At 71.4% G+C, this 24,427-nt stretch carries 27 protein-coding genes; 11 read left to right on the top strand and 16 right to left on the bottom strand.

Annotated elements, in window-relative coordinates; translation table 11 throughout:
- The coding region (locus AC2D9U_RS16865) for a polysaccharide deacetylase family protein (RefSeq protein ID WP_484751186.1) at positions 1-466 on the bottom strand (466 nt) is incomplete at its 3' end.
- A gap of 111 nt (positions 467-577) precedes the next feature.
- On the opposite strand from AC2D9U_RS16865, the gene AC2D9U_RS16860 reads away from it, so the two are divergent.
- Positions 578-1,507, top strand: a complete 930-nt coding sequence (locus tag AC2D9U_RS16860; RefSeq protein WP_484751184.1) for an ABC transporter substrate-binding protein — start codon at positions 578-580, stop codon at positions 1,505-1,507.
- On the top strand, positions 1,501-1,920 hold the full coding sequence (locus AC2D9U_RS16855; protein ID WP_484751182.1) for a hypothetical protein: 420 nt from the start codon (positions 1,501-1,503) through the stop codon (positions 1,918-1,920). Before AC2D9U_RS16860 ends, AC2D9U_RS16855 begins: the two co-directional genes overlap by 7 nt.
- A gap of 105 nt (positions 1,921-2,025) precedes the next feature.
- Here AC2D9U_RS16855 and AC2D9U_RS16850 read toward each other — a convergent pair whose 3' ends face one another.
- Positions 2,026-3,042 carry an alpha/beta fold hydrolase gene (locus AC2D9U_RS16850; RefSeq protein ID WP_484751180.1) on the bottom strand — a complete coding sequence of 339 codons (1,017 nt, stop codon included), beginning with the start codon at positions 3,040-3,042 and terminating at the stop codon, positions 2,026-2,028.
- Positions 3,039-3,554, bottom strand: a complete 516-nt coding sequence (locus AC2D9U_RS16845) for a MarR family winged helix-turn-helix transcriptional regulator (protein WP_484751178.1) — start codon at positions 3,552-3,554, stop codon at positions 3,039-3,041. The genes AC2D9U_RS16850 and AC2D9U_RS16845 overlap by 4 nt, the downstream gene beginning before the upstream one ends.
- Positions 3,555-3,597: 43 nt before the next feature.
- On the opposite strand from AC2D9U_RS16845, the gene AC2D9U_RS16840 reads away from it, so the two are divergent.
- The 4 genes from AC2D9U_RS16840 (at position 3,598) to AC2D9U_RS16825 (ending at position 6,963) form a co-directional block, all read left to right on the top strand.
- Positions 3,598-4,581 carry a Bug family tripartite tricarboxylate transporter substrate binding protein gene (locus AC2D9U_RS16840; protein ID WP_484751176.1) on the top strand — a complete coding sequence of 328 codons (984 nt, stop codon included), beginning with the start codon at positions 3,598-3,600 and terminating at the stop codon, positions 4,579-4,581.
- Positions 4,578-5,819, top strand: a complete 1,242-nt coding sequence (locus AC2D9U_RS16835; RefSeq protein ID WP_484751173.1) for a CaiB/BaiF CoA transferase family protein — start codon at positions 4,578-4,580, stop codon at positions 5,817-5,819. Before AC2D9U_RS16840 ends, AC2D9U_RS16835 begins: the two co-directional genes overlap by 4 nt.
- Positions 5,810-6,643, top strand: coding sequence for an HpcH/HpaI aldolase/citrate lyase family protein (locus AC2D9U_RS16830; RefSeq protein WP_484751171.1), 834 nt, complete (start codon positions 5,810-5,812; stop codon positions 6,641-6,643). Before AC2D9U_RS16835 ends, AC2D9U_RS16830 begins: the two co-directional genes overlap by 10 nt.
- Before the next feature lie 89 nt (positions 6,644-6,732).
- Positions 6,733-6,963, top strand: a complete 231-nt coding sequence (locus tag AC2D9U_RS16825) for a hypothetical protein (protein ID WP_484751170.1) — start codon at positions 6,733-6,735, stop codon at positions 6,961-6,963.
- A 537-nt stretch (positions 6,964-7,500) separates the two neighbouring features.
- On the opposite strand, the gene AC2D9U_RS16820 is transcribed toward AC2D9U_RS16825, so the two are convergent.
- Both AC2D9U_RS16820 and AC2D9U_RS16815 read right to left on the bottom strand, forming a co-directional pair.
- Positions 7,501-9,657, bottom strand: coding sequence for a xanthine dehydrogenase family protein molybdopterin-binding subunit (locus AC2D9U_RS16820; protein ID WP_484751169.1), 2,157 nt, complete (start codon positions 9,655-9,657; stop codon positions 7,501-7,503).
- Between the two features lie 19 nt (positions 9,658-9,676).
- Positions 9,677-10,135, bottom strand: coding sequence for a (2Fe-2S)-binding protein (locus AC2D9U_RS16815; protein WP_484751168.1), 459 nt, complete (start codon positions 10,133-10,135; stop codon positions 9,677-9,679).
- A 95-nt stretch (positions 10,136-10,230) separates the two neighbouring features.
- Here AC2D9U_RS16815 and AC2D9U_RS16810 point away from each other — a divergent pair, with 95 nt between their 5' ends.
- Positions 10,231-10,557, top strand: a complete 327-nt coding sequence (locus tag AC2D9U_RS16810; protein WP_484751166.1) for a hypothetical protein — start codon at positions 10,231-10,233, stop codon at positions 10,555-10,557.
- 187 nt (positions 10,558-10,744) lie between these two features.
- On the opposite strand, the gene AC2D9U_RS16805 is transcribed toward AC2D9U_RS16810, so the two are convergent.
- Positions 10,745-11,230, bottom strand: a complete 486-nt coding sequence (locus tag AC2D9U_RS16805; protein ID WP_484751165.1) for an RNA pyrophosphohydrolase — start codon at positions 11,228-11,230, stop codon at positions 10,745-10,747.
- Between the two features lie 88 nt (positions 11,231-11,318).
- Here AC2D9U_RS16805 and prfB point away from each other — a divergent pair.
- A protein-coding gene (gene prfB, locus AC2D9U_RS16800; RefSeq protein ID WP_484751164.1) for a peptide chain release factor 2 occupies positions 11,319-12,450 on the top strand; the annotation gives its coding sequence in 2 pieces (ribosomal slippage) (positions 11,319-11,387 and positions 11,389-12,450; 1,131 coding nt in all).
- Positions 12,451-13,119 carry a fused DSP-PTPase phosphatase/NAD kinase-like protein gene (locus tag AC2D9U_RS16795; protein WP_484751162.1) on the top strand — a complete coding sequence of 223 codons (669 nt, stop codon included), beginning with the start codon at positions 12,451-12,453 and terminating at the stop codon, positions 13,117-13,119.
- A 3-nt stretch (positions 13,120-13,122) separates the two neighbouring features.
- Here the strand turns inward: AC2D9U_RS16795 and AC2D9U_RS16790 are convergent, their stop codons facing one another.
- A complete protein-coding gene (locus tag AC2D9U_RS16790) occupies positions 13,123-14,124 on the bottom strand; it encodes an NAD-dependent epimerase/dehydratase family protein (protein ID WP_484751161.1) in 1,002 nt (333 codons plus the stop codon).
- A 38-nt stretch (positions 14,125-14,162) separates the two neighbouring features.
- Here AC2D9U_RS16790 and AC2D9U_RS16785 point away from each other — a divergent pair, with 38 nt between their 5' ends.
- Entirely contained in the window at positions 14,163-15,380 is a 1,218-nt protein-coding gene (locus tag AC2D9U_RS16785) for a BaiN/RdsA family NAD(P)/FAD-dependent oxidoreductase (protein ID WP_484751160.1), read from the top strand.
- On the opposite strand, the gene AC2D9U_RS16780 is transcribed toward AC2D9U_RS16785, so the two are convergent.
- Complete coding sequence (locus AC2D9U_RS16780) at positions 15,370-16,137, bottom strand: IclR family transcriptional regulator (protein WP_484751159.1); 768 nt, start codon at positions 16,135-16,137, stop codon at positions 15,370-15,372. The genes AC2D9U_RS16785 and AC2D9U_RS16780 overlap by 11 nt on opposite strands.
- 72 nt (positions 16,138-16,209) lie before the next feature.
- Between AC2D9U_RS16780 and AC2D9U_RS16775 the strand changes: the two genes are divergently transcribed.
- Positions 16,210-17,163 carry a cupin domain-containing protein gene (locus AC2D9U_RS16775; protein WP_484751157.1) on the top strand — a complete coding sequence of 318 codons (954 nt, stop codon included), beginning with the start codon at positions 16,210-16,212 and terminating at the stop codon, positions 17,161-17,163.
- Here AC2D9U_RS16775 and AC2D9U_RS16770 read toward each other — a convergent pair.
- From AC2D9U_RS16770 to AC2D9U_RS16735, 8 genes are read right to left on the bottom strand one after another with little or no spacing between them, the layout of a single operon-like run.
- Positions 17,148-17,504, bottom strand: coding sequence for a hypothetical protein (locus AC2D9U_RS16770; RefSeq protein WP_484751156.1), 357 nt, complete (start codon positions 17,502-17,504; stop codon positions 17,148-17,150). The genes AC2D9U_RS16775 and AC2D9U_RS16770 overlap by 16 nt on opposite strands.
- On the bottom strand, positions 17,501-18,451 hold the full coding sequence (locus AC2D9U_RS16765) for a VOC family protein (RefSeq protein ID WP_484751154.1): 951 nt from the start codon (positions 18,449-18,451) through the stop codon (positions 17,501-17,503). The genes AC2D9U_RS16770 and AC2D9U_RS16765 overlap by 4 nt, the downstream gene beginning before the upstream one ends.
- Before the next feature lie 13 nt (positions 18,452-18,464).
- Complete coding sequence (locus AC2D9U_RS16760; protein ID WP_484751153.1) at positions 18,465-19,454, bottom strand: tripartite tricarboxylate transporter substrate binding protein; 990 nt, start codon at positions 19,452-19,454, stop codon at positions 18,465-18,467.
- Between the two features lie 10 nt (positions 19,455-19,464).
- Positions 19,465-20,595 (bottom strand): FAD-dependent monooxygenase, encoded by a 1,131-nt coding sequence (locus tag AC2D9U_RS16755; protein WP_484751151.1) that lies wholly within the window; start codon positions 20,593-20,595, stop codon positions 19,465-19,467.
- Entirely contained in the window at positions 20,592-21,659 is a 1,068-nt protein-coding gene (locus AC2D9U_RS16750; RefSeq protein ID WP_484751149.1) for a Rieske 2Fe-2S domain-containing protein, read from the bottom strand. The genes AC2D9U_RS16755 and AC2D9U_RS16750 overlap by 4 nt, the downstream gene beginning before the upstream one ends.
- A 4-nt stretch (positions 21,660-21,663) precedes the next feature.
- Positions 21,664-21,891: a recombinase-like helix-turn-helix domain-containing protein gene (locus AC2D9U_RS16745; protein ID WP_484751148.1), complete on the bottom strand. Its 228-nt coding sequence runs from the start codon at positions 21,889-21,891 to the stop codon at positions 21,664-21,666.
- Between the two features lie 38 nt (positions 21,892-21,929).
- Positions 21,930-23,612 carry a thiamine pyrophosphate-binding protein gene (locus AC2D9U_RS16740; protein WP_484751146.1) on the bottom strand — a complete coding sequence of 561 codons (1,683 nt, stop codon included), beginning with the start codon at positions 23,610-23,612 and terminating at the stop codon, positions 21,930-21,932.
- 11 nt (positions 23,613-23,623) lie between these two features.
- Positions 23,624-24,418 carry an SDR family oxidoreductase gene (locus tag AC2D9U_RS16735; protein WP_484751145.1) on the bottom strand — a complete coding sequence of 265 codons (795 nt, stop codon included), beginning with the start codon at positions 24,416-24,418 and terminating at the stop codon, positions 23,624-23,626.
- Positions 24,419-24,427: the final 9 nt, after the last annotated feature.

Genomic DNA, 24,427 nt, shown 5'->3' with positions numbered 1-24,427 from the left:
GCGGGCTGATCCAGCCGATCGGCTTCTCGCCCGTGAGGTCGGCAATCAGGCCGGTGGTGCGGCGGATATTCTCGCGCTGACCGGCCTCATCCAGATACACGGGGATGACATCCATGCCGTAGGAATGGGCGACGATCTCGTGCCCGCCCTGATGGATGGCGCGCACGGTTTCGGGCCATTGCTCGGCCAGCACGCCATTGACCATGACCGAGGTCTTCACGCCGTTCTTCGCCGCGATGTCGAGCGCGCGCCAGATTCCCTTCACGGCGCCGTAGAGACCCCAGGAGGCCGCATTGGCATCGTAGAAGCCGGGCTTGAGCGGGTTGCCCATGGGGCCGATGCCCGGCACTTGCCCCGGCGACCAGCCCTCATAGGCGATGTTGAAGATGATGCCGACGCGATGCCCGCCGGGGAAACGGAAGGCAGGGGTGGGGCGCCAGATGGCAGGGGGCGGGGTGGCGGTCATGCGGCGTTTGCTCCCAGGTCTTGGTCTGCAGTTTTATCGACATTATGCCAAGCCGCAACCACTCTCTCGGCAAGCGATTGCCTTCATCGCCCGCATCGATAGAATCTGGGCATGAGCACGCCCCGCCCCCTGCATGTCCTCGCCTTCCAGGGCGCGTCCAACTGGCCGATGTGGGTCGGGCTGGAACGCGGGATCTTCGCCCGTCATGGGCTGGCGGTGGAGCTTTCCATCACGCCCAACTCGGTCGAGCTGGCGCGCGCGCTCCATGAAGGGCGCTGCCAGGTGGCGCTGACGGCGATCGACAACGTCGTCACCTATGTCGAGGGCCAGGGCGAGGCCGGGCTGCCCGGGCCGGCCGATTTCTTCGCCTTCCTCGGCATCGACGACGCGGTGCTGAGCCTGATGGCCGCCCCCGGCGTGACGCGCATCGCGGACCTCGCCGCGCATGGCCCGATCGCGGTGGATGCGCTGACCACCGGCTACGCCTTCGTGCTGCGGGAGATGCTGGTGCGCTCGGGCCTCACCGCCGAACAGACGCCCTTCTTCCGCGTCGGCGGCCATGGGCTGCGGCTGGAGGCGCTGCTGGCCGGGCGCACCGCCGCCACGCTGTTGACCACGCCGCTCGACCTGATCGCGGAGGCCAAGGGCTTCCACCGCCTCGCGCGGGCCACGGACGTCATCGGGCCCTATGCCGGGGTCACGGCCAATGCCTCCCGCGCCTGGGCGGTGGCGAACCGCGACACTCTCATCGCCTTCATCCGCGGCTGGAAGGAAGCGCTGGACTGGCTGACCACCCCCGCGAACCGGAATGAGGCCATCGGCCTCTTCGCCGCACGGCTCGGCGGCAGCCTGACCCCGGCCCAGGCCGAGGCCGCCTGCACCCTGCTGCTGGACCCGGCCCGCGGCCTGCGCCGCGACCTCTCGATCGACCCGGAAGGCCTGGCCACCGTGCTGCGCCTGCGCTCGGCCTATGCCTCCCCGGCAACCGCGCTGACCCAGCCGGAGCGCTACCTGGACCTCAGCTACCTCGCTGCGTGCTGACCGCGCGCCTCGCGGCGGTGGACGTGGCGCCGGTGCCGATCCTGCCGGACAGCACCGGCGTCTTCTTCGACTACGCCTTCCGCCTGCATTCGGAACGGCTCCGCGCGCCCATCCCGCAGGTGATGAAAGCGCTGGCGGCCGAGGGCATTGACGGCTTCGTCGGCTACCCTGGCCCAATACCGCTCTACCGCTACCCGGTGATCCGCGAGCACCGCACCTTCGGCAATTCGGGCTGGCCCTTCACACTGCCCGGCGTGCAGCGCAACTGGAACTTCGACGACCCGATCTGCCCAGTCGCCGAGAAGGCCTGTCGCGAGACGGTCTGCATGTGGTGGAACGAGGGCCTGACGGCTGCACATGCCGAACGCATCGGCGCGGCCATCGAGAAGGTGCTGCGGGCCTACGCCGCGTGAGGTCTGGCGAGGCTGCAAGCGGGTGCGCCGGCCCTGCAAAGGCGGCGCCAGAGGTCGGCCTGCGCGCCCGATCCGACCGCCGCCGACACGACCGCGCCGCGCCGCTCATCCGAGTTCCTCGAGGAATTCCCGCAGCGCCGGTCCCCATTTCGCCGCTTCGGTGCCGCTCGCCAGATGTCCATGCTCGCTGTCGATCTCAAAATAGCGCGCCGTGACGCCCGAAGCCGCGAGGGCCGGCATCACCTCGCCGGCGAGATCCGGTGGAAACAGCCGATCGGTGCGCGAAAGCACGTAAAGCACGCGCGCCCGGATGCGGCCGAGTTCGGTGCGAAGATCGTAGTGATCCAGCGCCCGGCCAAGCACCAGCAGCGCGTGGGCATCGGCGGCCTCGGCCCAGTCCCGCGCGCGGCGCCGAATCTCCGCATCGCGGGCGGCCTTGTCGGGCAGATGGGGGGCGAGTTCCTCATCCAGGCCGTAGCGGCGGAGCGTCTCCTCGCGCACCGCCATCATGGTGGCCTGCACGCCGCCCGGCTGGTCGTAGTAATGCCCGCCATGCCAGTTCGGGTCCGCCGCGAGCCTCGCCGCCAGCGGCGCGGGATCCAGCGAGCGTGGCGCGGTCAGCCCGCTGACGGCGGCCACCAGCCCGCGCAGGAAATCCGGATGCTCCACGCCCCAGGTGAAGGCCTGGAAGCCGCCATAGGAAGGCCCAACCACCGCATGCAGGCCGCGCACGCCCAGCGCGTCCAGCAACCGGCGCTGGGCGGCGACGATGTCGGTCAGGGTGATGGGCGGGAAGTCCGGCCCATAGGGGCGGCCCGTTGCCGGGTTGATGCTGCGCGGCGCGGTCGAGCCGAAGGAGGAGCCGAGCATGTTCGAACTGACCACGAAGTAGCGATCCGTATCGATCGGCAGCCCGGGCCCCACCAGCCCGGACCACCCACCTTCCGAGGCCCCTGAGCCACCCTCGATGAAGCTGTGGGAGGAGGTATAGCCATGCGTCAGCAGCACGGCGTTGCGCCCATCCGGCGCCAGCCTGCCGCGCGTGATGTAGGCCAGCCCCGCGCCACGCAACATGCCCCCAAGACGCAACGGCAGGTCGCCGATCTCCTGGAACGCGGTCATGCCGACTTCGCCCTTTCCTCGATCATGCTGCGCGCTTCCGCCGTCAGCGCGGCCAGGGCGCGCGTCAGCGCCGCGTAATCCGCCTCGCCCAGGCAGGCGCGCAGGCGCCGCTCGCGTTCCAGCGACCCGCCGAGCCCCGCGCGCAGCACCGCGACGCCCGCCGGCGTCAGGGACAGCACTTGGCGCCGCCGATCGGCCGCATCCGCGCTTTGCACCACCAACCCCTTGGTGACGAGTTCGAAGGAGGCGCGGCTGACCTGGCTGTGGTCGAGCGAGGCCATGCGCGCCACCGCACCCGAGGTGGAGGGTCCGATCCGGTTGAGCATCACCAGCACCCGCCATTGCCGGCTCGACAGGCCCAGATCCTGCCCGACGGAAGCGTCCACCAGCCGCGCCAGCACCTGCGACAGCACGGAGACGCGGAAGGTGATCAGCGTCTCGGGCGCGTGCCGCCGCAGCGCCTCGGCAGTGGCGCGCGGGCGTGGTTTCCGTGTTGAGACAATATTTGACATGGCACTGAATACTCCTACGCTCCGGACCAGGAGGAAACCCACCATGCCATTCGTCACAAGACGCCGCATGCTCTTTGGCACGGGCTTTCTGGCTGCGGGCGCGATGGGCCTCGCGGGCACAGCCCGGGCGCAGTCCTTCCCCACGCGGCCCGTCACGCTGGTCGTCTCCCAGGGTCCGGGCTCGGGCAGCGACATCAGCGCGAGGCTGCTCGCGCCCCAGATGGCGGCCGCGCTGCGCCAGCCGGTGGTGGTGGAAAACCGCACGGCCGGTGCCGGCATCGTGGCGCATCAGGCCATCGCGCGCGGACCGGCGGATGGCTACAGCGTGATCTTTTCCTCCACCGCCGCGCTGCTGATCCAGCCGGTGATGAACCCCGCGGCGCGCTTCGGACTGGAGGATTTCGCCCCCGTCGCCTCCGTGGTGCGCGCGGCCTTCGTGGTCCTGGTGGCCAACACGCCGAGCGCCCCGCGCAGCATCGGCGAACTCGTGGCCCGGCTGCGCGCCACGCCCTCGGCCTATGCCTCGGCCGGCGTCGGCACGCTGACGCATCTGGGCAGCGAGGCGCTGCTGCGCCGTGCGGGCGTGCAGGCGAACCACATCCCCTATCGCGGCAGCGGCGCGGCGCTGACCGACCTGATGGGCGGGCAGGTGCTGTTCGCCACCGACAGCCTGACCGCCGCCGCCCCGCATGTCGCGGGCGGGCGCCTGCGCGCGCTGGCGGTCACCGGCGCGCAGCGCGAGAGCACGCTGCCGGATGTGCCGACCCTGGCCGAGGCCGGGCTGCCCGGCCCCTCGATCGGCGTGCTCGCCGGGCTCTTCGCCGCGCGCGACACGCCGCCGGAGGTGCTGGCCGTGCTGGGTGCGGCGGTGAATGACGCGCTGGCGAACCCCGAGGTGGTCAGCCGTTTCGCGGCCTCGCAGACCGAGATCCTGCGGGAACCGCGTGAGGCCTTCGTGCAGCGCCTGCGCGACGAAGCGCCCTTCTGGCGGCAGTTGGTGCAGGATCTGGGCCTGAAGGTCGAATGACGGCAACCCTTCCTGCCACCCTGCCCCGGCTGCGGTATGAGCCGGCGCTGCAGGGGCCGCTCGGTGGCATCCGCGTGGTGGATCTGTCGCGGCTGGTGGCGGGCAACATGTTGTCGCTGCAACTGGCCGATTTCGGCGCCGACGTCATCAAGGTGGAGCCTGCCGGCAGTGGCGACACGCTGCGCGCCTGGCGGGAGGCCCATCCCGACTACCCGGACGGCTTCGATGGCTGGTGGCGCGTCTATGGCCGCAACAAGCGCAGCCTCGCGCTCGACCTGCGTGATGCCGAGGCGATGGGCTGGCTGCGCCAGTTGATCGGCACGGCACAGGTGCTGGTGGAAAGCTTCCGGCCCGGTACGCTGGAGACGATGGGCCTGTCCCCTGCGTCCTTGCATTCTGCGGTGCCGGGGCTGGTGATCGTGCGGCTCTCGGGCTGGGGCCAGACCGGCCCCTATCGCGACCTGCCGGGCTTCGGCAGCCTGATCGAGGGTTTTTCAGGCTTCGCAGACAAGCATCGCCACGCCGATGGCACGCCCGGGCTGCCGAACATGGCGCTGGCCGACATGGTGACCGGCCTGACCGGCGCCTTCGCGGTGATGGCGGCGCTGCGCGCGGTGGAGGTGCAGGGCGGGCGCGGGCAGGTGATCGACCTCTCCCTGCTCGAGCCCATGCTGGCGATCATGGGGCCCGACGTCACCCATGCGGCGGCGACCGGCAGGCCGGCGCAGACGCTCAAGATCGCCTCGCCGCGCGGCGCCTATCGCTGCGCCGACGGGGGCTGGGTGTCGCTGTCGGGCTCCACCGACACCATGGCGCGGCGCGTCTTCGAGGCGATCGGCCGGCCCGAGTTGATCGAGGATCCGCGCTTCGCCACCAACGCCGCACGCCTCGCCCATGATGATGAGGTCGAGGCGCTGCTGCGCGATTTCATGGGCGGCATGGCACGCGAGGAGGCGCTCGAGCTGTTTCGCGCGCGCGGCGTCACCGTCGGGCCGATCCATGATGCGCTCTCCCTGCTGCGCGATCCGCATGTCGCGGCCCGCGGCGTGTATGGGCAGGAGGAGGCCAGCGGCACGGTGATGCATGCCGTGACCCCGCGGCTGAGCGGCACGCCCGGCGGGCTGCGCCGGCCCGCACCGGGGTGCGGCGAACACTCGGCGGCGATCCTCGGGGAGCTTGGCGCCACGCCAGAGCAGGTCGCAGCGATGGTGGCGAAGGGGATGGTGCGATGCGGCTGAAGGCGGCGCGCTCCCTGCTGTTCCTGCCCGCGACCTCACCGCAGTTGCTGGCCAGGGCGACGGAGCGCGGCGCCGATGCGCTGATCGTCGATCTCGAAGATGCCGTGCCGATGGACCGCAAGGCCGAGGCGCGGCCGCTGGCCGCCGCGGCGCTGCGCGACCTTGCCGCGCGCGGCGCCGAGCTGCTGCTGCGCGTCAACGCCGAACCCGCCTTGTGGGCGGACGACATCGCAACGCTCCCGCATGGGCGCGCGGTGACGGTGATGCTGCCGAAGGTGGAATCGGCCCGGCAGGTGGAGGCGCTGGCGACGGCGCTCGCGGCGCGGGGAAGCGACGCCGCCGTCGTCGCGCTCGTCGAAACGCCGCGCGGCGTGCTGGAGGCCCCGCGCATCGCGGCGGCCACCCCGCGGCTCTGCGCACTTGGCTTCGGCGCCGAGGACTACGCGGCGGCGATCGGGCTGGCCCCGGCCCCGGCCTCGCTCGGCGTGCCGGCGCAGATGGTGGGGGTTGCCGCGCACGCGCATGGCCTCGCCTTCTGGGGCCTCGCCGGCAGTGTCGCGGAGACGGTGGACATGGAGGCCTTCAGCGCGCTGGTGCGGCTGTCGCGCCAGTTCGGCTTCACCGGCAGCGTCTGCATCCATCCACGCCAGGTGCCGGTGGTGAATGAGGGCTTCGGCCCGACGCCGGAGGAATTGGCCTGGGCGCGGCGCGTGGTGGCGGCCGCCGAAGCCGCTCGCGCGCAGGGCCAGGGCGCGGTCCTGCTTGATGGCCGCATGATCGATCGCCCGATCGAAGAGCGCGCGCGGCGCTGGCTCGCGCTGTAGGTCAGGCCGAGCGTCTACGGGGCTGCTTCGCCGCCTCGGCCCTGCACGCGATGAGGCGGCAACCCACGACAGTCCGGGGACGAAACGACATGCCTGCCATCCGCCGCCGCGCCCTGCTTGCCGCCGCCGCCCTGTCGGCCCCGGCGCTGGCGCAGGAGGGCTTTCCCAACCGTCCGCTGCGGCTCGTCGTCGGCTTCACGCCGGGCGGTGCCACCGACATCTCGGCCCGGACCATGGCGCCGAAGATGAGCGAGGCGCTGGCGGTGGAACGCGCGAAGTGGGGACCGATCGCGCGTGAGCGGGGGATCACGGTCGATTAGGGCAATCTGCGTTCAGATGGGTCGCGGCGCTGCCGCGACGCTGAACGCATTTCTTGCTCTGAATTCAATGATTTCCAGAGCACGAGCTGCGTTCATGGGAACGCAGCATGCTCTGGGCTGCGATGGTGCCTGCAGAGATCGGCCCCTCTCCTGAAGTCGCCCGTTCCGCTCTCGCATCGCCAGAGTGCAGATGCGGCCGCCGCAGGTCGATCTTTCGTCCGCCAGGAACCGCCGGGGCCTGTTTCCACGCCGATCCGCATATGCGGGCGGACATGCCGATCGTGCACCCCGGCCCGCTGAACCTCGGCGGCGACCGGCATGTCCTGGGTGCATCGGATCGATGAAGGCGCGTGATCAGAATGATGTCACGGCAGTCTTCGCCGGCGACGGATCGCGGATGGTCGCCGTCCCGACCGGAGCGTGCCCCCATGCTGCGCGGCGTGGGCGCGTCCCGTGCACCCGGCGGGTGCGGCGGTTCTTCCTGAGCCGAACGGGGAGAGCGCCGCGCGGGCGGCCCCCCTCCCCGCCGGTCCGGCTTCAGCCCAGCGCGTCGGTGATGGGCAGCTTGCGGATGCGTCGCCCGATCAGGGCAGAGACCGCATTGGCCAGCGCCGGCGTGATCGGCGGCACCGGCGGCTCGCCGACGCCGCCCATCCGCTCGCCGCTTTCGATCACATGCGTCTCGATCAGCGTCGGCGCCTCGTCCGTGCGCAGGACGTGGTAGCGGTCGAAGTTCGCGTTCTGCACGCGGCCCGCCGCGATCTCGAGCTTCTCCCCCATCGCGGTGGAGATGCCCTGGATCACGCCGCCCTCGACCTGGCTGCGCACGCCATCAGGCAGCACCTGGCTGCCGCAGTCCAGCGCGACCACGACGCGATGCACGCGCGGCCGGCCGTTCTGCATCGACACCTCGGCCACCTGCGCGCAGAGCGAGCCGTAGCTCTCCACGAAGGCGAAGCCACGCGCCCGCCCGGCCGGCAGCGGCGTGCCCCAGCCGGCCTTCTCCGCCGCCGTGTTCACCACGCGCAGCGCGCGCGGATCATGCGCCAGCAATTCCCGGCGCAGCGCGACCGGATCCTTGCCCCCCGCCTGCGCGACCTCATCGAGGAAGCTCTCCATGAAGAAGCCGTTCTGCGTCGCGCCGACGGAACGCCAGGGCATGCTGGGCACCGGCGCCTGGCGGCGGACATAGTCCACCCGGTAGGCGCCGGTGCGGTAGCGCGTATCGCCCAGCGTCTGCACCGAGCTTGCGTCGAGGTCGCCCTGGAAGTTGTTGAAGTCCCGGTTCATCGAGGTGCCCGCCGTGCGGACCCACAGACCCGTGACCTTGCCCTGCGCGTCGAGTGCGGCGCGCAGCCGCGCCATCTGCGCCGGGCGGCCCCAGCCCTGGCCGATCTCGTCCTCCCGCGTCCAGAACATCTTCACCGGCCTGCCGACCGCGCGCGCCACGATGACTGCGGCCGAAGGCATGTCCTCGTAGAGTCGCCGGCCGAAGCCGCCACCCTGCAGCATGGTGTGCAGGCGGATCTTCGCCCGGTCCCAGCCGGTCTCGCGCACGACGCGGTTGAGCAGCCGGTCCTGGTTCTGCGTCGGCGCCCAGATCTCCAGCCGGTCACCCTCGATCCGGACGTTGATGTTCCAGGGCTCAAGCGGCGTGTGGCTGAGGAAGGGCACCTCGTAGTCGGCCTCCACCACGCGGGCGGCAGCGCGCAGCACGGCATCGACGTCACCATCGTTGCGCGACACCGCGCCCTGCGGCTGCGCCAGCCCATCCTTCATCGCGGCCGTGATGTCGGCGGAGGTGGTGGTGTCGTGCGGCGTCGGCTTCCACGCGATCTCGAGCGCACGCCCGCCACGGATCGCCGCCCACATGGAGCTCGCGACCACGGCGGCGCCGCCGGGGATGGCCACCACGTCGAGCACGCCCGGCACCGCCTTGGCGCTGGCCGCGTCGAAGCGGTCGAGCTCGGCGCGGAAGACCGGCGACACCCGCGCATAGGCATAGACCATGCCGGGCAGCTTGAGGTCGATCGAGTAGATCGCGCCGCCATGCGTCTTGGCGGGGATGTCGATGCGCGGCAGGCCGCGGCCGATCAGCTTCAGCTCCGAAGCCGGACGCAGCGCGGCGCTTTCGGGCAGCGGGCGCTGGGCGGCCGCGGCGGCCAGTTCCCCGAAGCCCAGGCGCCGGCCCGAGGCGGCGTGCACGACATGGTGGTCCTCCGCCCGCAGCTCCGCCGCCGGCACGCCGAGGCGCTCCGCCGCGACAATCACCAGCGCGGCGCGGGCGCGGGAAGCGGCCTCGCGCAGGGGCTGGTACCAGTAGCGCACGCCCCAGGACCCGCCGGAGCCCATGGCCGGGCCGGCGCCGACGTCGCGCCGGTAGGGCGCGGCCGGGTGCGGGTTCTCCACCGCGATGCGGCCGGGATCGGCGCCGAGTTCGTCGGCCACGATCGCGACATGGCCCGTCCAGGTGCCCTGCCCCATCTCCGTGGTGGGCGAGTAGAGCGTGATCGCGCCGTCGGGGGCGACGGCGAGATAGGCGGTCAGCGTGCCCGCACCGCCGGTCATCGGCGGGCGGACGGGCGGGTTGGCCTGGGCGGCGGCGTGGCGCGCAGCGGGCAGCGGCACGGCAAAGCCGAGCACGAGCGTGCCGGCGGCGCGCAGGAGCGAACGGCGCTCGAGGGCGAGGGTCATGGTCCGATCTCCCTCCCGCTCAGGCGCCGGTGCCGGCCGCGCGCTTGATCGCGGCTCGGATGCGCGGATAGGTGCCGCAGCGGCAGAGGTTGTCGACCATCGCGCTGTCGATGTCGGCGTCGGTCGGCTTCGGAATCACGGTCAGCAGCGCCGCGGCGGCCAGTATCTGGCCGGATTGGCAATAGCCGCATTGCGGCACCTGCTCCTCGATCCAGGCCTGCTGCAGCGCATGGCGGTTCTCGGGGTGAAGCCCCTCGATGGTCGTCACCTCCTGCCCGTCCACGGTCGAAACCGGCGTGACGCAGGCGCGGATGGCGGTCCCGTCCACCAGGACAGTGCAGGCACCGCACTGGGCGATCCCGCAGCCATACTTCGTCCCGGTCAGGTCGAGCGTCTCCCGCAGCGCCCACAGCAGGGGCATTTCGGGATCAATGTCGAGCATGTGCCGCCGCCCGTTCACGGTGAGGTTGACTGGCATGTGCGATCCTGGACGTTGCGTGGATCGGGCCGATCGGCTTCGCGACCTTACCCAATTGTCACGGTAGCGAGCAACGCATCGGGACGGAAGTGCGCTTGCGCCGTCCGAGGCCCGGCGCGATCAGCGCCCCGTGCCGGTCGCTCACCCAGGCATTCCTGCGACACGTCGAGCGCAAGCGTGCCAACATCATCGACGCCCTGGCCGAGGGCATGCGCGCCGCCGGGGTGAAAGACAAGCTGGATGCACTTGAAGCCAAGCGGTCGAGCCTCTCGGAGATGCTGACGGACCTTGGCACGCCGGTCATCCGGCTGCATCCCGACATCGGACGTGTCTATCGGGAGCGCCTGCCGCGCCTGAACCGAGTGCTGGCGGCGGGATCCTCCTCCGAGGGGCTGGAGGCGGCCCGGCCGGGATCGAGCTGATCGGAGAATTGCGGGCGATGTTGGAGACCGCGGGGATCGACCTGCCCGGAGCGGGCCGAACCGATGCCGGGCCAGACGTCATGGCTATCGACGCCATGCCAGGTTCGGTAAAGGCGGGTTCCAAGGGGCCACCGCCCCTTGGCCGGGGGAGTTTGAGGGGGGCAGCGCCCCCCTCAAGGCACATCCCTCACCGCGCCGCGAGATACGCGAAGGCCCGGGTCAGTTCCGTGTAGATGTCGCGCTTGAAGCTGACCGCGAGGCCCGGCAGTTCCTCCAGCCGGGCCCAGCGCCAGGCGTCGAATTCCGGGTGGGGGTCGGCGTCGAGCCGGATGTCGTTGTCCTCGCCCAGGAAGCGCAGCGCGAACCAGCGCTGGCGTTGGCCGCGGTATTTCTGCGCGATGCGCATGGCCTGGAGTTCGGGCGGGAAGTCGTAGCTCAGCCATTCCGGGTGTTCGGCGATGATCTCGGCCCTGTCCGTGCCGATTTCCTCCGCGAGTTCGCGCAGCACGGCGGTGCGGAGGTCCTCGCCCGCGTCGATGCCGCCCTGGGGCAGTTGCCAGCCCCCGGCCGCGCCCTCGGCATTGGGCATGTCGGCGCGGCGCGCGACCAGCACCAGGCCGGAGGCGTTGAACAGCACGGCGCCGACATTGAGACGGTAGGGGAGTGCGCTCATATCCCCCGCATAGCGCGCTTCACAGCCGGCGCGAACCCGGCAATAACGCGCCACCCCGGCCGGAAGGCCTCAACGAACTGGACCGACAATGCGCGCCGACGCCGCCGCCTTGAACGAGCAGATCACCGATTCGGTGGCCCTGCTGAGGAGGCATCTTTGACTGGGATGTCGCCCTACGCCGCCTCGAGGAGCTGAACGCCCTCTCCGAGGACCCCTCGCTGTGGAACAACGCCGACAAGGCGCAGCAATTGATGCGCGAGCGCAATCGCCTCGCCGCGCAGATCGAGGGCGTGCAGCGCCTGACGCGTGACGTGGCCGATGCGATGGAACTCATCGAGATGGCCGAGGCCGAGGGCGATGTCGGCACCGCCGACGCCGCCGTGGCCGACCTCAAGCGTTTCGCCGAGGAAGCCAAGCGCCGCGAGATCGAGAGCCTGCTCTCGGGCGAGGCGGACGCCAACGACGCCTATCTGGAAGTGAATGCCGGGGCCGGTGGCACCGAGGCGCAGGACTGGGCCGAGATGCTGGCGCGCATGTACACGCGCTGGGCGGAGAAGCGCGGCTTCAAGGTGACGATGACCGAGCAGAGCGAGGGCGAGCAGGCCGGCATCAAGTCCTGCACCCTGCAGATCAGCGGCACCGACGCCTTCGGCTGGCTCAAGACCGAGACGGGCGTGCACCGGCTGGTGCGCATCAGCCCCTTCGATGCGGCGGCGCGCCGGCAGACGAGCTTCGCGAGCGTCTATGTCTATCCCGTGATCGATGACCGCATCGAGATCGAGATCAACCCGGCCGATCTACGCACCGACACCTTCCGTGCGTCCGGCGCGGGCGGGCAGCATGTGAACAAGACGGAATCGGGCGTGCGCTTCACGCATATCCCGACCGGCATCGTCGCCGCCTCCACGCAGGATCGCAGCCAGCACAAGAACCGCGCCATCGCGATGGAGATGCTGAAGGCGCGGCTCTATGAGCTGGAACTGCGCAAGCGCGAGGCCATCACCGCGGGGATCGAGGCCGGCAAGACGGATATCGGCTGGGGCCACCAGATCCGCAGCTACGTGTTGCAGCCCTACCAGATGGTGAAGGACCTCCGCACGGGCGTCGAGAAGGGCAATCCGGACGCGGTGCTGGATGGCGAGATCGACGAGTTCATGGCCGCCGCGCTGGCTTCGCGCGTGGGTGCGACGCGCTCGGACGCTTCCGCCAAGGCCGATTGAGTGCCGCGTGATCTCACCACGCCGGCCGGGCGTCGCGGCGCCTGGCTGAACAGCCTGCTGGTGGACCATGCCGCGCTGCGGCTGGGCTGGCGGAACTGGGGCGTGGTGGCGGAAGGCCGGCTCTATCGCTCGAACCACCCGCTGCCCTGGCAGCTCGAGGCCGCGCAGCGCCGCCATGGCCTGCGCAGCGTGATCAACCTGCGCGGCCACCGGCAGGAGTGCGGCAGCGATGCCCTGGGCCGCGCGCGGGCGGGGGCGCTCGGCCTCGTGCATGTGGACGCGCCCTTCGAAAGCCGCGGCGCGCCGCACAAGGACCGCATCCTGCGCCTCGCCGGCCTGTTCGCGGAACTGCCGGAGCCGGTGCTGATCCACTGCAAATCCGGCGCGGACCGCACGGGGCTGGTGGCGGGCATCTGGCTGCTGCTGCAGGAGCGCAGCGTGGCGGAGGCGCTCGGCCAGTTGCATTGGCGCTTCGGCCATGTCGCGGCCAGCCGCACCGGCATCCTCGACGCCTTCTTCCGCGCCTATGGCGCCTTCCTGGCGGCGCAGGGGCCCAAGCCCTTCCTCGACTGGCTGCGCGAGGATTACGACGAGGACGCGCTGCGGGCCTCCTTCACCTCCAGGCCCTGGGCCGACCGGCTGGTGGATGGGGTGCTGCGGCGCGAGTAACCCTCACGCCGCCGCCGGATGCCGTGCGAGCCAACTGGCGTAGTCGGCATAGGCCTCCACCGGGGCGAAGCGCGGCCGCCAGCCGAAATCCGCCGCCCGCGCCACGCTGAGAACGCCGCGCGGCTTCACATCCTGGAACACGATCCCGGCCGCCTCGCCCGGCGCCGCATGGCGCGCGCGGAAGCCCGGGAAGCGCCGGGCCAGCACCTCGCAGCAGGCCAGCATCGCGCCTGACCAATCCTGGCCGGAGGCGAGGTTCACCACGCGATGCGGCGGCGCCGCATGGTCCAGCAGCGCCAGCAGCCCGGCGACGAGGTCGCGCACATAGACCCAGTCATAGGCCGGCAGGGGGGCCGGCGGCAGCACCGCCTCCGCCCCACGCAGCGCCGCCTGGGCGAGGGCGAGGTGCGGGCTGAGCGTGTCGCGCATCCCCGTATCGCGCTCCCACGGCCCGAAGGTGGCGCCGATGCGCGCCGCCACGGCGTCGAGCCCCCACAGCCCGGCCAGCCGCAAGCCGCCGCGCTCGACGCTGAACTTGGTCACGCCGTAGAGCGAGATCGGCGCGCAGGGCGTGCTCACCTCGTCCAGCACCGTGTGGGTGTAGGCGGATTCGCCATAGACCGCGGCGGAGGAGGGCAGCACGACGCGCCGCACGCAGCCCGCCTCGCGCGCGGCCTCCAGCGTGGCGATGACGCCACCGAAATTCGTGTCCACCACCAGCCGCGGCGCAGCGGCCTCGCGCGCCGGGCCGGCCGTGACCGCGGCGAAGGGCAGCACGCCATCGGGGCGGAAGCGGGCGAAGACGGCGCGCAGCGCGGCGGCATCCTGCACATCGCCCTGGATCACCTCGAGCCGGCCGGGCAGGGCGCGAAAAACCGAATCGGCCTCTGGCGGCAGCGCGGCTTCGCGCCCAAACACCACCACATGATCGCCTCGCCCCAGCAGCGCCTCCGTCAGGTTGAGGCCCACGAAGCCCGCCCCGCCGGTCACCAGAATCGTCCGCATGCCCCTCACCACCGTCGCCTGGGCGCGAGTGAAGCCCGATGAGCGCGCCAAGGGAACAGCGCGTGGTCGTCATCGGCGCCGGGCCGGCCGGGCTGATGGCGGCGGAGCACCTGGCGCAGCAGGGCTTCGCCGTCTCGGTGCAGGAGCGCATGACCAGTGTCGGCCGCAAATTCCTCATGGCCGGGCGCGGCGGGCTGAACCTGACCCATGCCGAGCCGCTGCCCGACTTCCTCACCCGCTACCGCCCCGACGCCCCCGTGCTGCGCGCCGCGATCGAGGCCTTCCCGCCGAGCCGGTTGGTCGATTGGTGCCACGGCCTGGGCATCGAGACCTTCGTGGGCAGCAGCCAGCGTGTGTTCCCGCGCGCGCTCAAGGCCTCGCCGCTGCTGCGCACCTGGTTGCAGCGGCTCGATGGGCTCGGCGTGGCGCTGCACACGCGCCGGCGCTGGATCGGCTTCGATGCCGCCGGGCAGCCGCGCTTCGACACGCCGGCCGGCGAGGTGACGCAGCCTGCCGATGCGGTGGTGCTGGCGCTGGGCGGTGCCTCCTGGCCCCGGCTCGGTGCCGATGGCGGCTGGGTCGGGCTGCTGCCCGATGTGGCCATCACGCCCTTCGCGCCCGCGAATATGGGCTTCCGCCTGTCCTGGTCGGCCTTGTTCCGGGATCGGTTCGCGGGCCAGCCGCTGAAGCGCATCGCCCTGACCCATGCCGGCGAAACCCGGCGCGGCGAGGCGATGGTGACCGCGACGGGGCTCGAGGGCGGCGCGCTCTACGCGCTGTCCGCGCCGCTGCGCGAGGCCATCGCGCGCGACGGCCATGCCGAGATCACGCTCGACCTCAAGCCGGACCTCACCCTGGCGGACGTCACGCAACGCCTCGCCCAGCGCGGCCGGGCGGAGACGATCTCCACCGCGCTGCGCAAGGCCCTCATCCTGCCGCCCGTCGCCATCGCGCTGGTGCAGGAGGTGCTGCACGCAAAGACCGCCGCGCGCCCCTTGCCCGAGTTGGTGAAGGCCCTGCCGCTGCGCCTGGAGGCGCCAGAGGGCCTCGCCCGCGCCATCTCCTCGGCCGGGGGCATCGCCTGGCCCGCGCTGGATGAGCACCTCATGCTGCGCGCGCATCCCGGCGTCTTCGCCTGTGGCGAGATGCTGGATTGGGAGGCGCCGACCGGCGGCTACCTGCTGCAGGGCTGCTTCAGCACCGGGCTGCGTGCCGCGCAGGGCGCGGCCGCCTGGCTGCGCCGCGCTACAGGGTGATCTGCCGCGTCGCGGCCAGCAGCGCCGCGACGATCGCCTCGCGCTGCCGCGCGCCGCCGGCCTCCTCGATGGCAATGGAGAGGTTGATGGCCGCCACCACCTGCCCGTCGCGGTCGCGGATCGGCGCGGCGATGCTGGCGATGCCGGCCTCGAAGGTGCCGATATGGGCGACGAAGCCCCGCGCCCTGTCGGCGCCGGCGCGGCGCAGCAGCGCGGCCAGCGAGCCGGGCGCGCCCGGGCCGATCCGCCGCAGCGCGACGTCACGATAGAGGTCCAGCAGCGCGGCATCCGGCAGGCCGGCGAGCAGCACGCGCCCCATCGCCGTGGCCTCGGCCGGCAGGCGCGAGCCCACGCGCACGATGCTCGCCTGGCCACGCCGGCGGGGGATGCGCAGCAGGTAGAGCGCCTCCCGCCCCTCGCGAACGGCCAGATGCGCGGACCATCCAGTGGCATCGCGCAGGCGCTCCAGCACTGGGCGCGCCACTTCCAGCAGGCTGCGCGAGCCCTGCAGCCCCTCGCCCAGACGCAGCACGCCGGGACCGAGCATGTAGTGCCGCGTGGCCGGATCGTGCAGCAGGAAGCCCTGTTGCGTCAGCGTATAGACGATGCGGAAGACGGCCGAGCGCGTCACCCCCAGCGCGGCGGCCATCTCCGCCTGGGTGTGGCGCGGCGCGGCGGCGGTGAAGAGCTGCAGCAGCTCGAGCCCCCGCTGCAGGCCCGGCACGATGTAGCGATCCGCCTGGGGTGTTTTGCCCATGAAACGCAGCATACGCGCCCCCCTGCCCGCAAGCTATGCCTTGCCCCAGCGATCCAACCGCGGAGAAACGCCATGAACGTCATCGCCCCCCGGCCCGCCGATGCCCTGGCCGCCGCCCTGCGCAGCAACATCGTGCGCCACACCGACAAGGTCTTCGACTGGGACGCCTTCCCCTCCAACCGCGGCTGGCCGGAACTGGCGCGCGCGCAGATGCGCTATGTCGGCGCCGGCGGTTCGCCCAAGGTGGGCGAGGCCGGCACGCTGCCGCCGGAGCACTTCACCGTCAGCCTGATCCACAAGCCTGTCGGCAACTACGCGGCCTGCCACGCGCATGAGATCGAGGAGAGCTTCCTCATCATCGAGGGCGTGCTCACCGTGGGCTGGGAGCAGGAGGGCGAGGTGGTGGAAGTGCGCCTCGGCCCGAAGGACATGATCCTGAACGCGCGCGACATCGGCCATGGCTTCCGCAACGATGGCGTGGTGCCGGTGCTGATGTCGATCAGCGTGGATGTCGGCAAGCCGCTGCCGCCGCGCTACCTCTACCACCCCAAGCTCGGCACCGATCCCGCCCTCGCGCGCAGCTTCGGCGCCGCACCCGGCAAGACGATTCCGATGGACCCGGCCGGGTCGCATCCGCTGCAGCCGCTGATGGCGCGCCATGTCATCCGCCATGCCGAGGCGACGAAGGTGCGGGAGAAGGCCGGCTTCACGCGGCGCATCTATGTGGGCCCCGGCGGCGTGGCGAGCGATACCTGCCGCAAGGAAATGCTCGCCATCCCCGTCGGCGTGGGCGTGAAGCCCTATCTGCGCGAGGTGGAGGACGCCTTCATGGTGCTCGAGGGCAGCCTCACCGTGGGGTGGGAGGAGAATGGCCAGCGCGTGGAGGCCGAGCTTGGTCCGCGCGACCTCCTGCTCACCCCCGCGGGGCGGCCGCACTGGTTCCGCAATGAGGGCGCGGGGCCCTGCACGGTGTGGTCCGTCATCGGCGACTGCGCCGAGGAAAGCGTGCGCTACGAAGCCGCCTGATCGACCACCGCGTATTGGAAGTAGTCGCCTCCGTCCGCATAGAGCGTGACGGAGGCGCCCCCGCCGGCACGCCCGGTGAAGCGCGCGCCACTCGCCAGATCCTGCCCGCGGAACAGCACCGCGTCATCGAAGCTGAGCGTCACGCGCGCCGTGCCGACCAGCAGATCGCCTTCCGGCGTGGCCTGCACGACAAGCCCGCTCGTCTCGTCACGCAGCCCCTGCGCCTGCGGCGCCATCCCGAAACTCTCGCCCGTGCCGAGCGCGTGCAGCAGCACCACGCATCGCCCCGTCGCGCGGCGATGCGCCTCGGCGGCGATGAGGCGAAGCAGCGCGGGGCTCACGCGTGGCCGCGGCCGCTATTGTCCTGCGCCACGATCTGGCGCCGCGTCGTGCCGTCGATGCCGCCGGCGATCGCCCATTCGGCGAAGAGTTCCGGCTTGCGCACGAATTGCTGCGGCACCCAGGCCTCGGTGCAGTAGTCGTCGTCGGCGTAGTATTCCAGCGGCGGGCCGAGCGGGTTGTGGAAGTACCAGAAATAGGCGGAGGAGATCGGGTGGCGTCCCGGCCCGATCTCGGTCTTCCAGCCCTTCTGCGCCATGGCGATGCCGCCGCCGATCACCTCATGCACGTCGCTCAGCGTGAAGGCGACATGGTTCGTCCCCGGCTTGCCGGGGCGGTTGAGGATGAAGAGGTTGTGGTGCTCGCCGCGCATGCGGCAGCGCAGGAAGGCGCCGTGGCCCGGATACTCGTCGCTCAGGATGAAGCCCATGGCGTCGAGGTAGAAGGCGCGCATCGCCGCGAAATCCGCCGCGAAGAGCACGATATGGCCGAGCTTGATCGGCTTTGCCTGGGTATGCACGGGCGAGCGCCGGTCGATGCGCCCGTGATGCCCCGGCGCATTGGCGGGCGTGGGCACCACGCTGACCGCGCGGCGCGGCGAGACCTGGAAGGCAAGGCCGAGCCCGTTCGGGTCGCGCGCGCGGGCCAGGCCGTCGCGCATCTCCACGGCCACGCCATGCGCGGCAAGCCGCGCGAGCCCCGCCGCGAGCGCAGCCGCATCCGGGGCACCCCAGATCACCTCGCGCAGCGCGTTGCCCGGCTCGATGGCGGGCGGCAGGTCGGGCGCGTCCTGCGGGCGCACGATCACCTGCCCGCCATCCTGGGTCTCGAAGACCAGACGGTCGGGCGATGCGACGATTTCGCGCAGGCCCCAATCGGTCAGGAAGCGGCGCGCGGCGTCGAGATCCGCCACGCCAAAGACCACCGCATCCACATCGGAAAACGACATCAGGATCTCCTGTTCAATCGGGCGTGATGCGGCGGGTGCGGATGACCTCGGCCCAGATCGCGCTTTCGCGCCGGATCCGCGCGGCGACGACCTCCGGCGGCTCCGCCACCACCACCATGCCCTGGTTCGCGATCAATCGTTCCGTCTCCGGCGTGCGCAGCACGCCCTCCACCACCTCGAACAACGCACGCACCGTGGCGGGCGGCGTGGCCTTGGGCGCGAGCAGCCCGTACCAGGAGGTGACATCGATGTCGGGGAAGCCGCTCTCCGCCAGCGTCGGCACGTCGGGCAGTTGCGGGATGCGCTGTGCCGTCGTCATCGCCAGCGCCTGCAGCCGGCCCTCCCGCACGCCGGGCAGGGCGACGGGCAGGTTGCTGACCAGCAGCTGGATGCGCCCGCCGAGCAGGTCCGTCAGCGCCTGCGTCGTGCCGCGATAGGGCACGTGGATCAGCTCGATATCCGCCTTGGCGCGCAGCAACTCCATCGCGAGGTGCAACTGGCTGCCCACGCCGGGCGAACCGTAGGAGATGCTGCCCGGCCGCGCCCGTGCGGCGGCAATGAGATCCGCCGGCGTGCGCAGGGGCGAGCCGGCCTGCGCGACGATCAGGTTCGGCGCCGTCGCCATCATCGTCACCGGCGCGAAGTCGCGCTCCACGTCATAGCCGATGTTGGGGATGAAGAACGGATTGATGGTGAGGTTGCCGGCCGGGATCACCAGCAGCGTCGCGCCATCCGGCGCGGCGCGCCGCACGAGATCGATGCCGATGGTGCCGGCCCCGCCGCTGCGGTTCTCGACCGAGGCTGCCGGCGCGCCGCGTGCCTGCACACCCTGCGCGAGAATGCGCGCCAGCGAATCCACCGGCCCGCCCGGCGTGAAGGGCGCCATGAAGGTGATGGGGCGCCGCGGGAAGGCCTCCGGCAGGCCCTGCGCGCGCGCCGGCAGCGCCGCGAGGGCCGCCGCACTCGCGAGCATGGCGCGCCGGGTCAGCAGGGCGTGGGTCATAGGTCGCTCCTCATGCGGCCAGCGCGGGCAGGGGCTCGCGCCAGGAATCATAGCCATAGACCCAATCCGCATTGCCCGCGCCGCGCAGCCAGGTATTGGCGCGCGAGCCGAGCTGGATGCGCGCCGTGCGCTCCCGCCGTGCGTCCTCATAGCGCCGCAGCGCGGCCGGCACGGATTCCATCGTCACACCCGTCAGCGCGCGCGCGAGCACGATCGCGTCCTCGATCGCCATGCCCGCACCCTGCGCCATGAAGGGCAGCATGGGGTGGGCCGCATCGCCCATCAGCGTGACGCGGCCGACCGACCATTGCGGCATCGGGTCACGTTCCCACAGCGCGGTCTTCAGCACCTCGTCGCAGGCATCGAGCAGCGCGCGCGCCTCGGGGTGGTAGGCGGCGTAGAAGCCGCGCAACTCCTCGACGCTGCCGGGCTGCGTCCAGGATTCATGGCGCCAGCTTTCCTGCGCCGTGGTCGCGAAGATGAAGATGTCGCGGCCGCGGTTGAGCGGGAAGGTGACGATCTGGCTCTCATGCGTCGGGCCCCACCATTTGGTGAAGCTGTCGAGATTGGGCTGCCCGGCGAGGCGCTCCGCCGGCACCACGGCGCGGAAGGCGACGACGCCGGTGAAGCGCGGGCTCTCCTGCCCGAAGAGCGCGGTGCGCGCGACGGAGTGGATGCCATCCGCGCCGATCAGCGCATCGACCCGCGCCGTGCTGCCATCGGTGAAGCCGATGGTGACACCCGACTCATCCTGCGTGACGCTGCTGGCGCGATGGCCAAGCCGGACGCATTCGGCGGGCAAGGCGCCTTCCAGCGCGCTCATCAGGTCGGCACGATGGAGCGTGAGTTGCGGCGCGCCATACTTCGCTTCCGCCTCATCCGACATGCCGAGGCGCGAGGTCTCCTCCCCCGTGTCCCACATGCGGCTGATGCGGAATTTCGGCCGCGCGGCGCGTTCGCGGAGCGCCTCGCCGACGCCGATTCCGTCCAGCGCGCGCACGGCGTTTGGCGTGAGGTTGATGTCCGCCCCCACCCGCGCGAAGCGCTGCGCCTGTTCGAAGACCACCACCTCATGTCCCGCCCGGCGCAGCGCGATGGCCGCGGTGAGCCCGCCGATTCCGGCCCCCAGGATCCCGATCATGCGCGCCCGGCCTCCCGCAGCGCGATGATCTGCGCCCGCGCCTCGCGCGCCAGGTAGCGGCGCAGGCGCATCAGCCCGGCATCGTGCTGGTAGAGCATCTCATGCCGCTCCAGCCCCAGGCCGAGGCCATCCATCATCTCGCGGTCCTGTTCCAGCACCTGCCAGTGCCGCGGCTCGAGCTTGGTGCGGTAGAGGAAGCGCCAGACATCGCGCTGCCAGCCCTCCACCTTGCGGAACCGCCAGAAGAAGCAGGCGGAGTTGGTGGCATCGATCGGCGTGATGACGGAGACGATGCCGAAATTGCCGCCCGGCCCGCCGGTCTTCGGATAGGGGATCTCCAGCCGCACATAGAGCGCGCCGTCGTCGAGGAATTCGCTCCAGTCGAAATTCACGTCGCGCTGCGTGTCCTTCTCGAAGAAGAAGCCGCGCGGCGTGTCGCGCGTGACGAAATGCGCGCTTGTCTCGCCCTGGTACATCGTGTGGGAGTTCGCGTGCAGGAAGGTCCCGTGCATCGGGTCCATCAGGTTGTCGTAGATGTAGCGCCAGGAGGCGTTCCAGTCGGCGTAGCAGCAGAAGCTGCTGTAGGGACCGCCGGCGAGCTGCTCGGGCGGGACGAAGGGCGGGGCGTCGCGGTGCAGATCGTCGCCGAACCAGACGAAGATCGCCTCCGCGCATTCCACCGCGGGCCAGCTGCGCACGGCCTTCTTGCCCTCGAGCGGGCAGCCCGGCTGGCCGGGGACGGCCAGCACCGTGCCATCGGGCGCGACCTCCACGCCGTGATAGTTGCAGCGCAGCCGGTCGCCCTCGTTCTGCCCGCGGGAAAGGGGCACGCCGCGATGCGGGCAGCGATCGGTCTGGGCGTGCACCACGCCCTTCACGTCGCGCCAGAGCACCAGCTTCTCGCCAAGCCGCGTGAGCCCCACGGGCTTGCCGCCGGCCTCGACGAAGCGCGAGGGCAGGACAGGATACCAGCGGTTGCGCAGGCCCGTGGCGAGGCTCGCCTGCACTTCCTGGGGCGAGGGTGTCGACTCCCCGACGGGGCGTTCGCGTGTCGTGCTGCTCATCGGCTCATGCCCCCAGCTCGCGCATCAGCGCGATGAAGCCGGCCTCGGTCCAGGCGCCACCTTCGCGCGGCCGGACGCGCGAGGCGTTGAGGGCGGCGACCAGCGCGGGCAGGTCGTGATGCCCCTGGCCGAAGGCGGATTCGATCGCGCCGGCCAGCGCCATTTCCCAATCATTGGGCGGGCGCGTGCGGCTCTGGTGCGGATCGAGATGCGGGAAGCTGTAGCTGGCCATGCCGGTCTCCCTTCAGATGTTGCGCGCCCCGCGGGGCTTCACCGCACGCTGCCCGCCGCACCCGCGGGCGGGCCGGCGAAGCTCTCGGCGAAAGGCCCGATGGCCTTCATGTCAACCTCGATCATGCGCGGGCCCGGCGCGGCGAGCGCGGCATCGAACAGGGCGGCGAAATCCTCGATGCGGGTGAGACGCTGGTGCGGCAGGCCGATCGCCTGGCAGACCAGCGCGAAATCCGGCGTGAGGATGTTCGCGTAGTCATGCCGCCCGCCATATTGCGCGTCCTGGATGTTGCGGATCACGCCATAGCCGCGGTCGTTCATCAGCAGGAACACGAGGTCCGCCTGCGTCTCCACCGCCGTGGCGAGTTCGCCGAGCGAGAGCTGCGCCGCGCCGTCGCCCACCAGCACCACCGCCTTGCCCGCCCCCGCCAGCGCCGCGCCGATGCCCATGGCGATGCCCTGGCCGATGCCGCCACCCAGCGCATGCACGCCGAGATGCGGGGCCGCGAGCCGTACGAAGCGATTGCCGAAGGTGCTGTTCGAGATGGTCACGTCGCGCACCCAGGGATGCGCGCCTGCGCCGACGCGCGTGCTGAGATGCTGCGCCAGCGTGGCATAGGGGCCGAGGGTGCGCAGCAGTGCGGCTTCGGACGTCGCGCGCGCCGCGCCGATGGAGTCGAGAAAGGCAGCATCGGTGTCGAGCTTCGCCGGCAGCCGTTCCAGCAAGCCTTCCAGCACCAGGCGCGCATCGCCGGGCACGAAGAGATCCACCGGATAGTTGCGCCCCGCCTGGGTCGCATCCGCATCGACCTGCAGCAGCAGGCGCGGCAGGCGCATGGCGTTGTTGCGCGTCTCATTGCCGCGCAGGCGCGAGCCCACCACCAGCATGAGGTCGGCGGCGTCGTAGATCGCCTGCGCCTCGGGCGTCATGTTGAAGGCGCCGAGCGACCAGGGGTGGCCTTCCGGCACCACGGCGCGGCCATTCGTGCTGGTCGCCACGCCGATGCCACGCGACATGAGCGCCGTCGCCGCCGCCGCAGCGCCGCGCGCACCGCCGCCCAGCCACAGCATCGGGCGCTGCGCCTGCGCGATGCGCGTGGCGAGATCGTCGAGCAGCGCGGGATCGGGCAGGACGGTCTGCGGCGCGGTGCGCGCCGGGCTCGCCCGCCGCTTCGCCTTCAGCCGCTGCACATCGATCGGCAATTCCAGCGAGACGGGGCCACTCGGCGCGCTCAACGCCATCTGCGCCGCGGCAAGCAGCGCATCCACCGCCGCATGCGGCTCCCACGCCCGCACATAGGCCTTGCTGATCGCCTTCAGCATGTCCGGCTGGCGCGGCACGTCATGGATCGGCGCGCGGTCGCGGTCCATGAAAGGCCGATCGATCTGCGTGGTGATGTGCAGCACGGCGGAGCCCGCGGTCAGCGCCTCGACCTGCGCGCCGGCCGCATTGCCGGCCGCCGTGCCGGTGCTCGTGATGCACACGCCGAGATGGCGTGTGACGCGCGCATGGGCATCCGCCATGTTCATCGCGCCCGCCTCGCCGCGCGCCGGGATGAAACGGATGCGCCCTTGCCGCGCGATGGCATCCAGCAGCGGCATGTTGTGGATCGAGATGACGCCGAAGGCGGTCGTCACGCCGATATCCGCCAGGGCACGCGCCAGCAGGTCGCCCACCTGCTCCTCGGTCGCCGTCATCGTCTCGTTCGGCATCGAATCCATGCCGCTTCTCCCTAGATGTGGCGCGACACGCCGCCGGAAACTTCCAGGCTGGCGCCGGTGATGTAGCTCGCGGCCGAAGAGCCGAGGAACAGGATGGCGCGCGCCGGCTCCTCCGCCTCGCCCAGCCGGCCGAGCGGAATGCCCTTGCTGCGCGCCAGCTCGCCATACCAGGTGGCGCGATCCTGCGACTGGTCGGCGCGCGCGGCGAAACGGCGCCGCCACTGGCCGGAATCCACCAGGCCGAGCACGATGGAATTGACGCGGATGCGCGGCGCGAATTCCGCCGCGAGCGACTTCAGCAGGCTCTGCACGCCGGCCCGCGCGGCGGAGGTGCAGAGCATGTGCGGCTCGGGCTGATAGGCCAGCAGCGAATTCACGCCGACGATGGCTGGTGCGGCGCTGGCATCCAGCAGCGGGCGGAAGGCGCGGATCGGCAGGATCTGGCTGAAGAACTTCAGGTCGAGCTCCTGGCGCCACTCCTCGTCGCTGGTCGTGGCGAAGGTGGAGACGCGCCCCTGCCCCGCATTGTTCACCAGCAGGTCGAGCACGCCGCCGCCCCAGGCGCCGACCCGCGCGGCGAAGCGCGCCACGGCTTCCTTGTCGAGCACGTCGCAGCGTTCGGCGAGCACCGCATCGGCACCACGGACCGCCGCGAGGCTCTCCTGCGCCGCGGCCAGCCGCGCGGCATCGCGCCCGCAGATCGCCACGCGCGCGCCTTCCTCCAGCAGCAGCCGTGCGGTGGCGAGGCCGATGCCCGAACTGCCGCCGGTGACGACCGCGACGCGGCCCGCATATCCCAGATCCATGCTCAGCGC

This window comes from Roseomonas sp. TF40 (genome assembly GCF_057219975.1).
The sequence above is the reverse complement of the archived record's forward strand: the minus strand, read 5'-3'. Positions and strand labels throughout refer to the sequence as shown.

Bases quoted from the DNA above. Each gene is read 5' to 3' on its own strand.
- AC2D9U_RS16830 (WP_484751171.1), top strand. From the start codon at position 5,810: ATGCGGCTGAAGGCGGCGCGCTCCCTGCTGTTCCTGCCCGCGACCTCA.
- AC2D9U_RS16805 (WP_484751165.1), bottom strand. From the start codon at position 11,230: ATGAGCGCACTCCCCTACCGTCTCAATGTCGGCGCCGTGCTGTTCAAC.
- AC2D9U_RS16775 (WP_484751157.1), top strand. From the start codon at position 16,210: ATGAACGTCATCGCCCCCCGGCCCGCCGATGCCCTGGCCGCCGCCCTG.
- AC2D9U_RS16860 (WP_484751184.1), top strand. From the start codon at position 578: ATGAGCACGCCCCGCCCCCTGCATGTCCTCGCCTTCCAGGGCGCGTCC.
- AC2D9U_RS16740 (WP_484751146.1), bottom strand. From the start codon at position 23,612: ATGGATTCGATGCCGAACGAGACGATGACGGCGACCGAGGAGCAGGTG.
- AC2D9U_RS16835 (WP_484751173.1), top strand. From the start codon at position 4,578: ATGACGGCAACCCTTCCTGCCACCCTGCCCCGGCTGCGGTATGAGCCG.
- AC2D9U_RS16735 (WP_484751145.1), bottom strand. From the start codon at position 24,418: ATGGATCTGGGATATGCGGGCCGCGTCGCGGTCGTCACCGGCGGCAGT.
- AC2D9U_RS16845 (WP_484751178.1), bottom strand. From the start codon at position 3,554: ATGTCAAATATTGTCTCAACACGGAAACCACGCCCGCGCGCCACTGCC.
- AC2D9U_RS16780 (WP_484751159.1), bottom strand. From the start codon at position 16,137: ATGGGCAAAACACCCCAGGCGGATCGCTACATCGTGCCGGGCCTGCAG.
- AC2D9U_RS16745 (WP_484751148.1), bottom strand. From the start codon at position 21,891: ATGGCCAGCTACAGCTTCCCGCATCTCGATCCGCACCAGAGCCGCACG.
- AC2D9U_RS16750 (WP_484751149.1), bottom strand. From the start codon at position 21,659: ATGAGCAGCACGACACGCGAACGCCCCGTCGGGGAGTCGACACCCTCG.
- AC2D9U_RS16765 (WP_484751154.1), bottom strand. From the start codon at position 18,451: ATGTCGTTTTCCGATGTGGATGCGGTGGTCTTTGGCGTGGCGGATCTC.
- AC2D9U_RS16825 (WP_484751170.1), top strand. From the start codon at position 6,733: ATGCCTGCCATCCGCCGCCGCGCCCTGCTTGCCGCCGCCGCCCTGTCG.
- AC2D9U_RS16850 (WP_484751180.1), bottom strand. From the start codon at position 3,042: ATGACCGCGTTCCAGGAGATCGGCGACCTGCCGTTGCGTCTTGGGGGC.
- AC2D9U_RS16815 (WP_484751168.1), bottom strand. From the start codon at position 10,135: ATGCCAGTCAACCTCACCGTGAACGGGCGGCGGCACATGCTCGACATT.
- AC2D9U_RS16840 (WP_484751176.1), top strand. From the start codon at position 3,598: ATGCCATTCGTCACAAGACGCCGCATGCTCTTTGGCACGGGCTTTCTG.
- AC2D9U_RS16755 (WP_484751151.1), bottom strand. From the start codon at position 20,595: ATGATCGGGATCCTGGGGGCCGGAATCGGCGGGCTCACCGCGGCCATC.
- AC2D9U_RS16790 (WP_484751161.1), bottom strand. From the start codon at position 14,124: ATGCGGACGATTCTGGTGACCGGCGGGGCGGGCTTCGTGGGCCTCAAC.
- AC2D9U_RS16820 (WP_484751169.1), bottom strand. From the start codon at position 9,657: ATGACCCTCGCCCTCGAGCGCCGTTCGCTCCTGCGCGCCGCCGGCACG.
- AC2D9U_RS16760 (WP_484751153.1), bottom strand. From the start codon at position 19,454: ATGACCCACGCCCTGCTGACCCGGCGCGCCATGCTCGCGAGTGCGGCG.
- AC2D9U_RS16785 (WP_484751160.1), top strand. From the start codon at position 14,163: ATGAGCGCGCCAAGGGAACAGCGCGTGGTCGTCATCGGCGCCGGGCCG.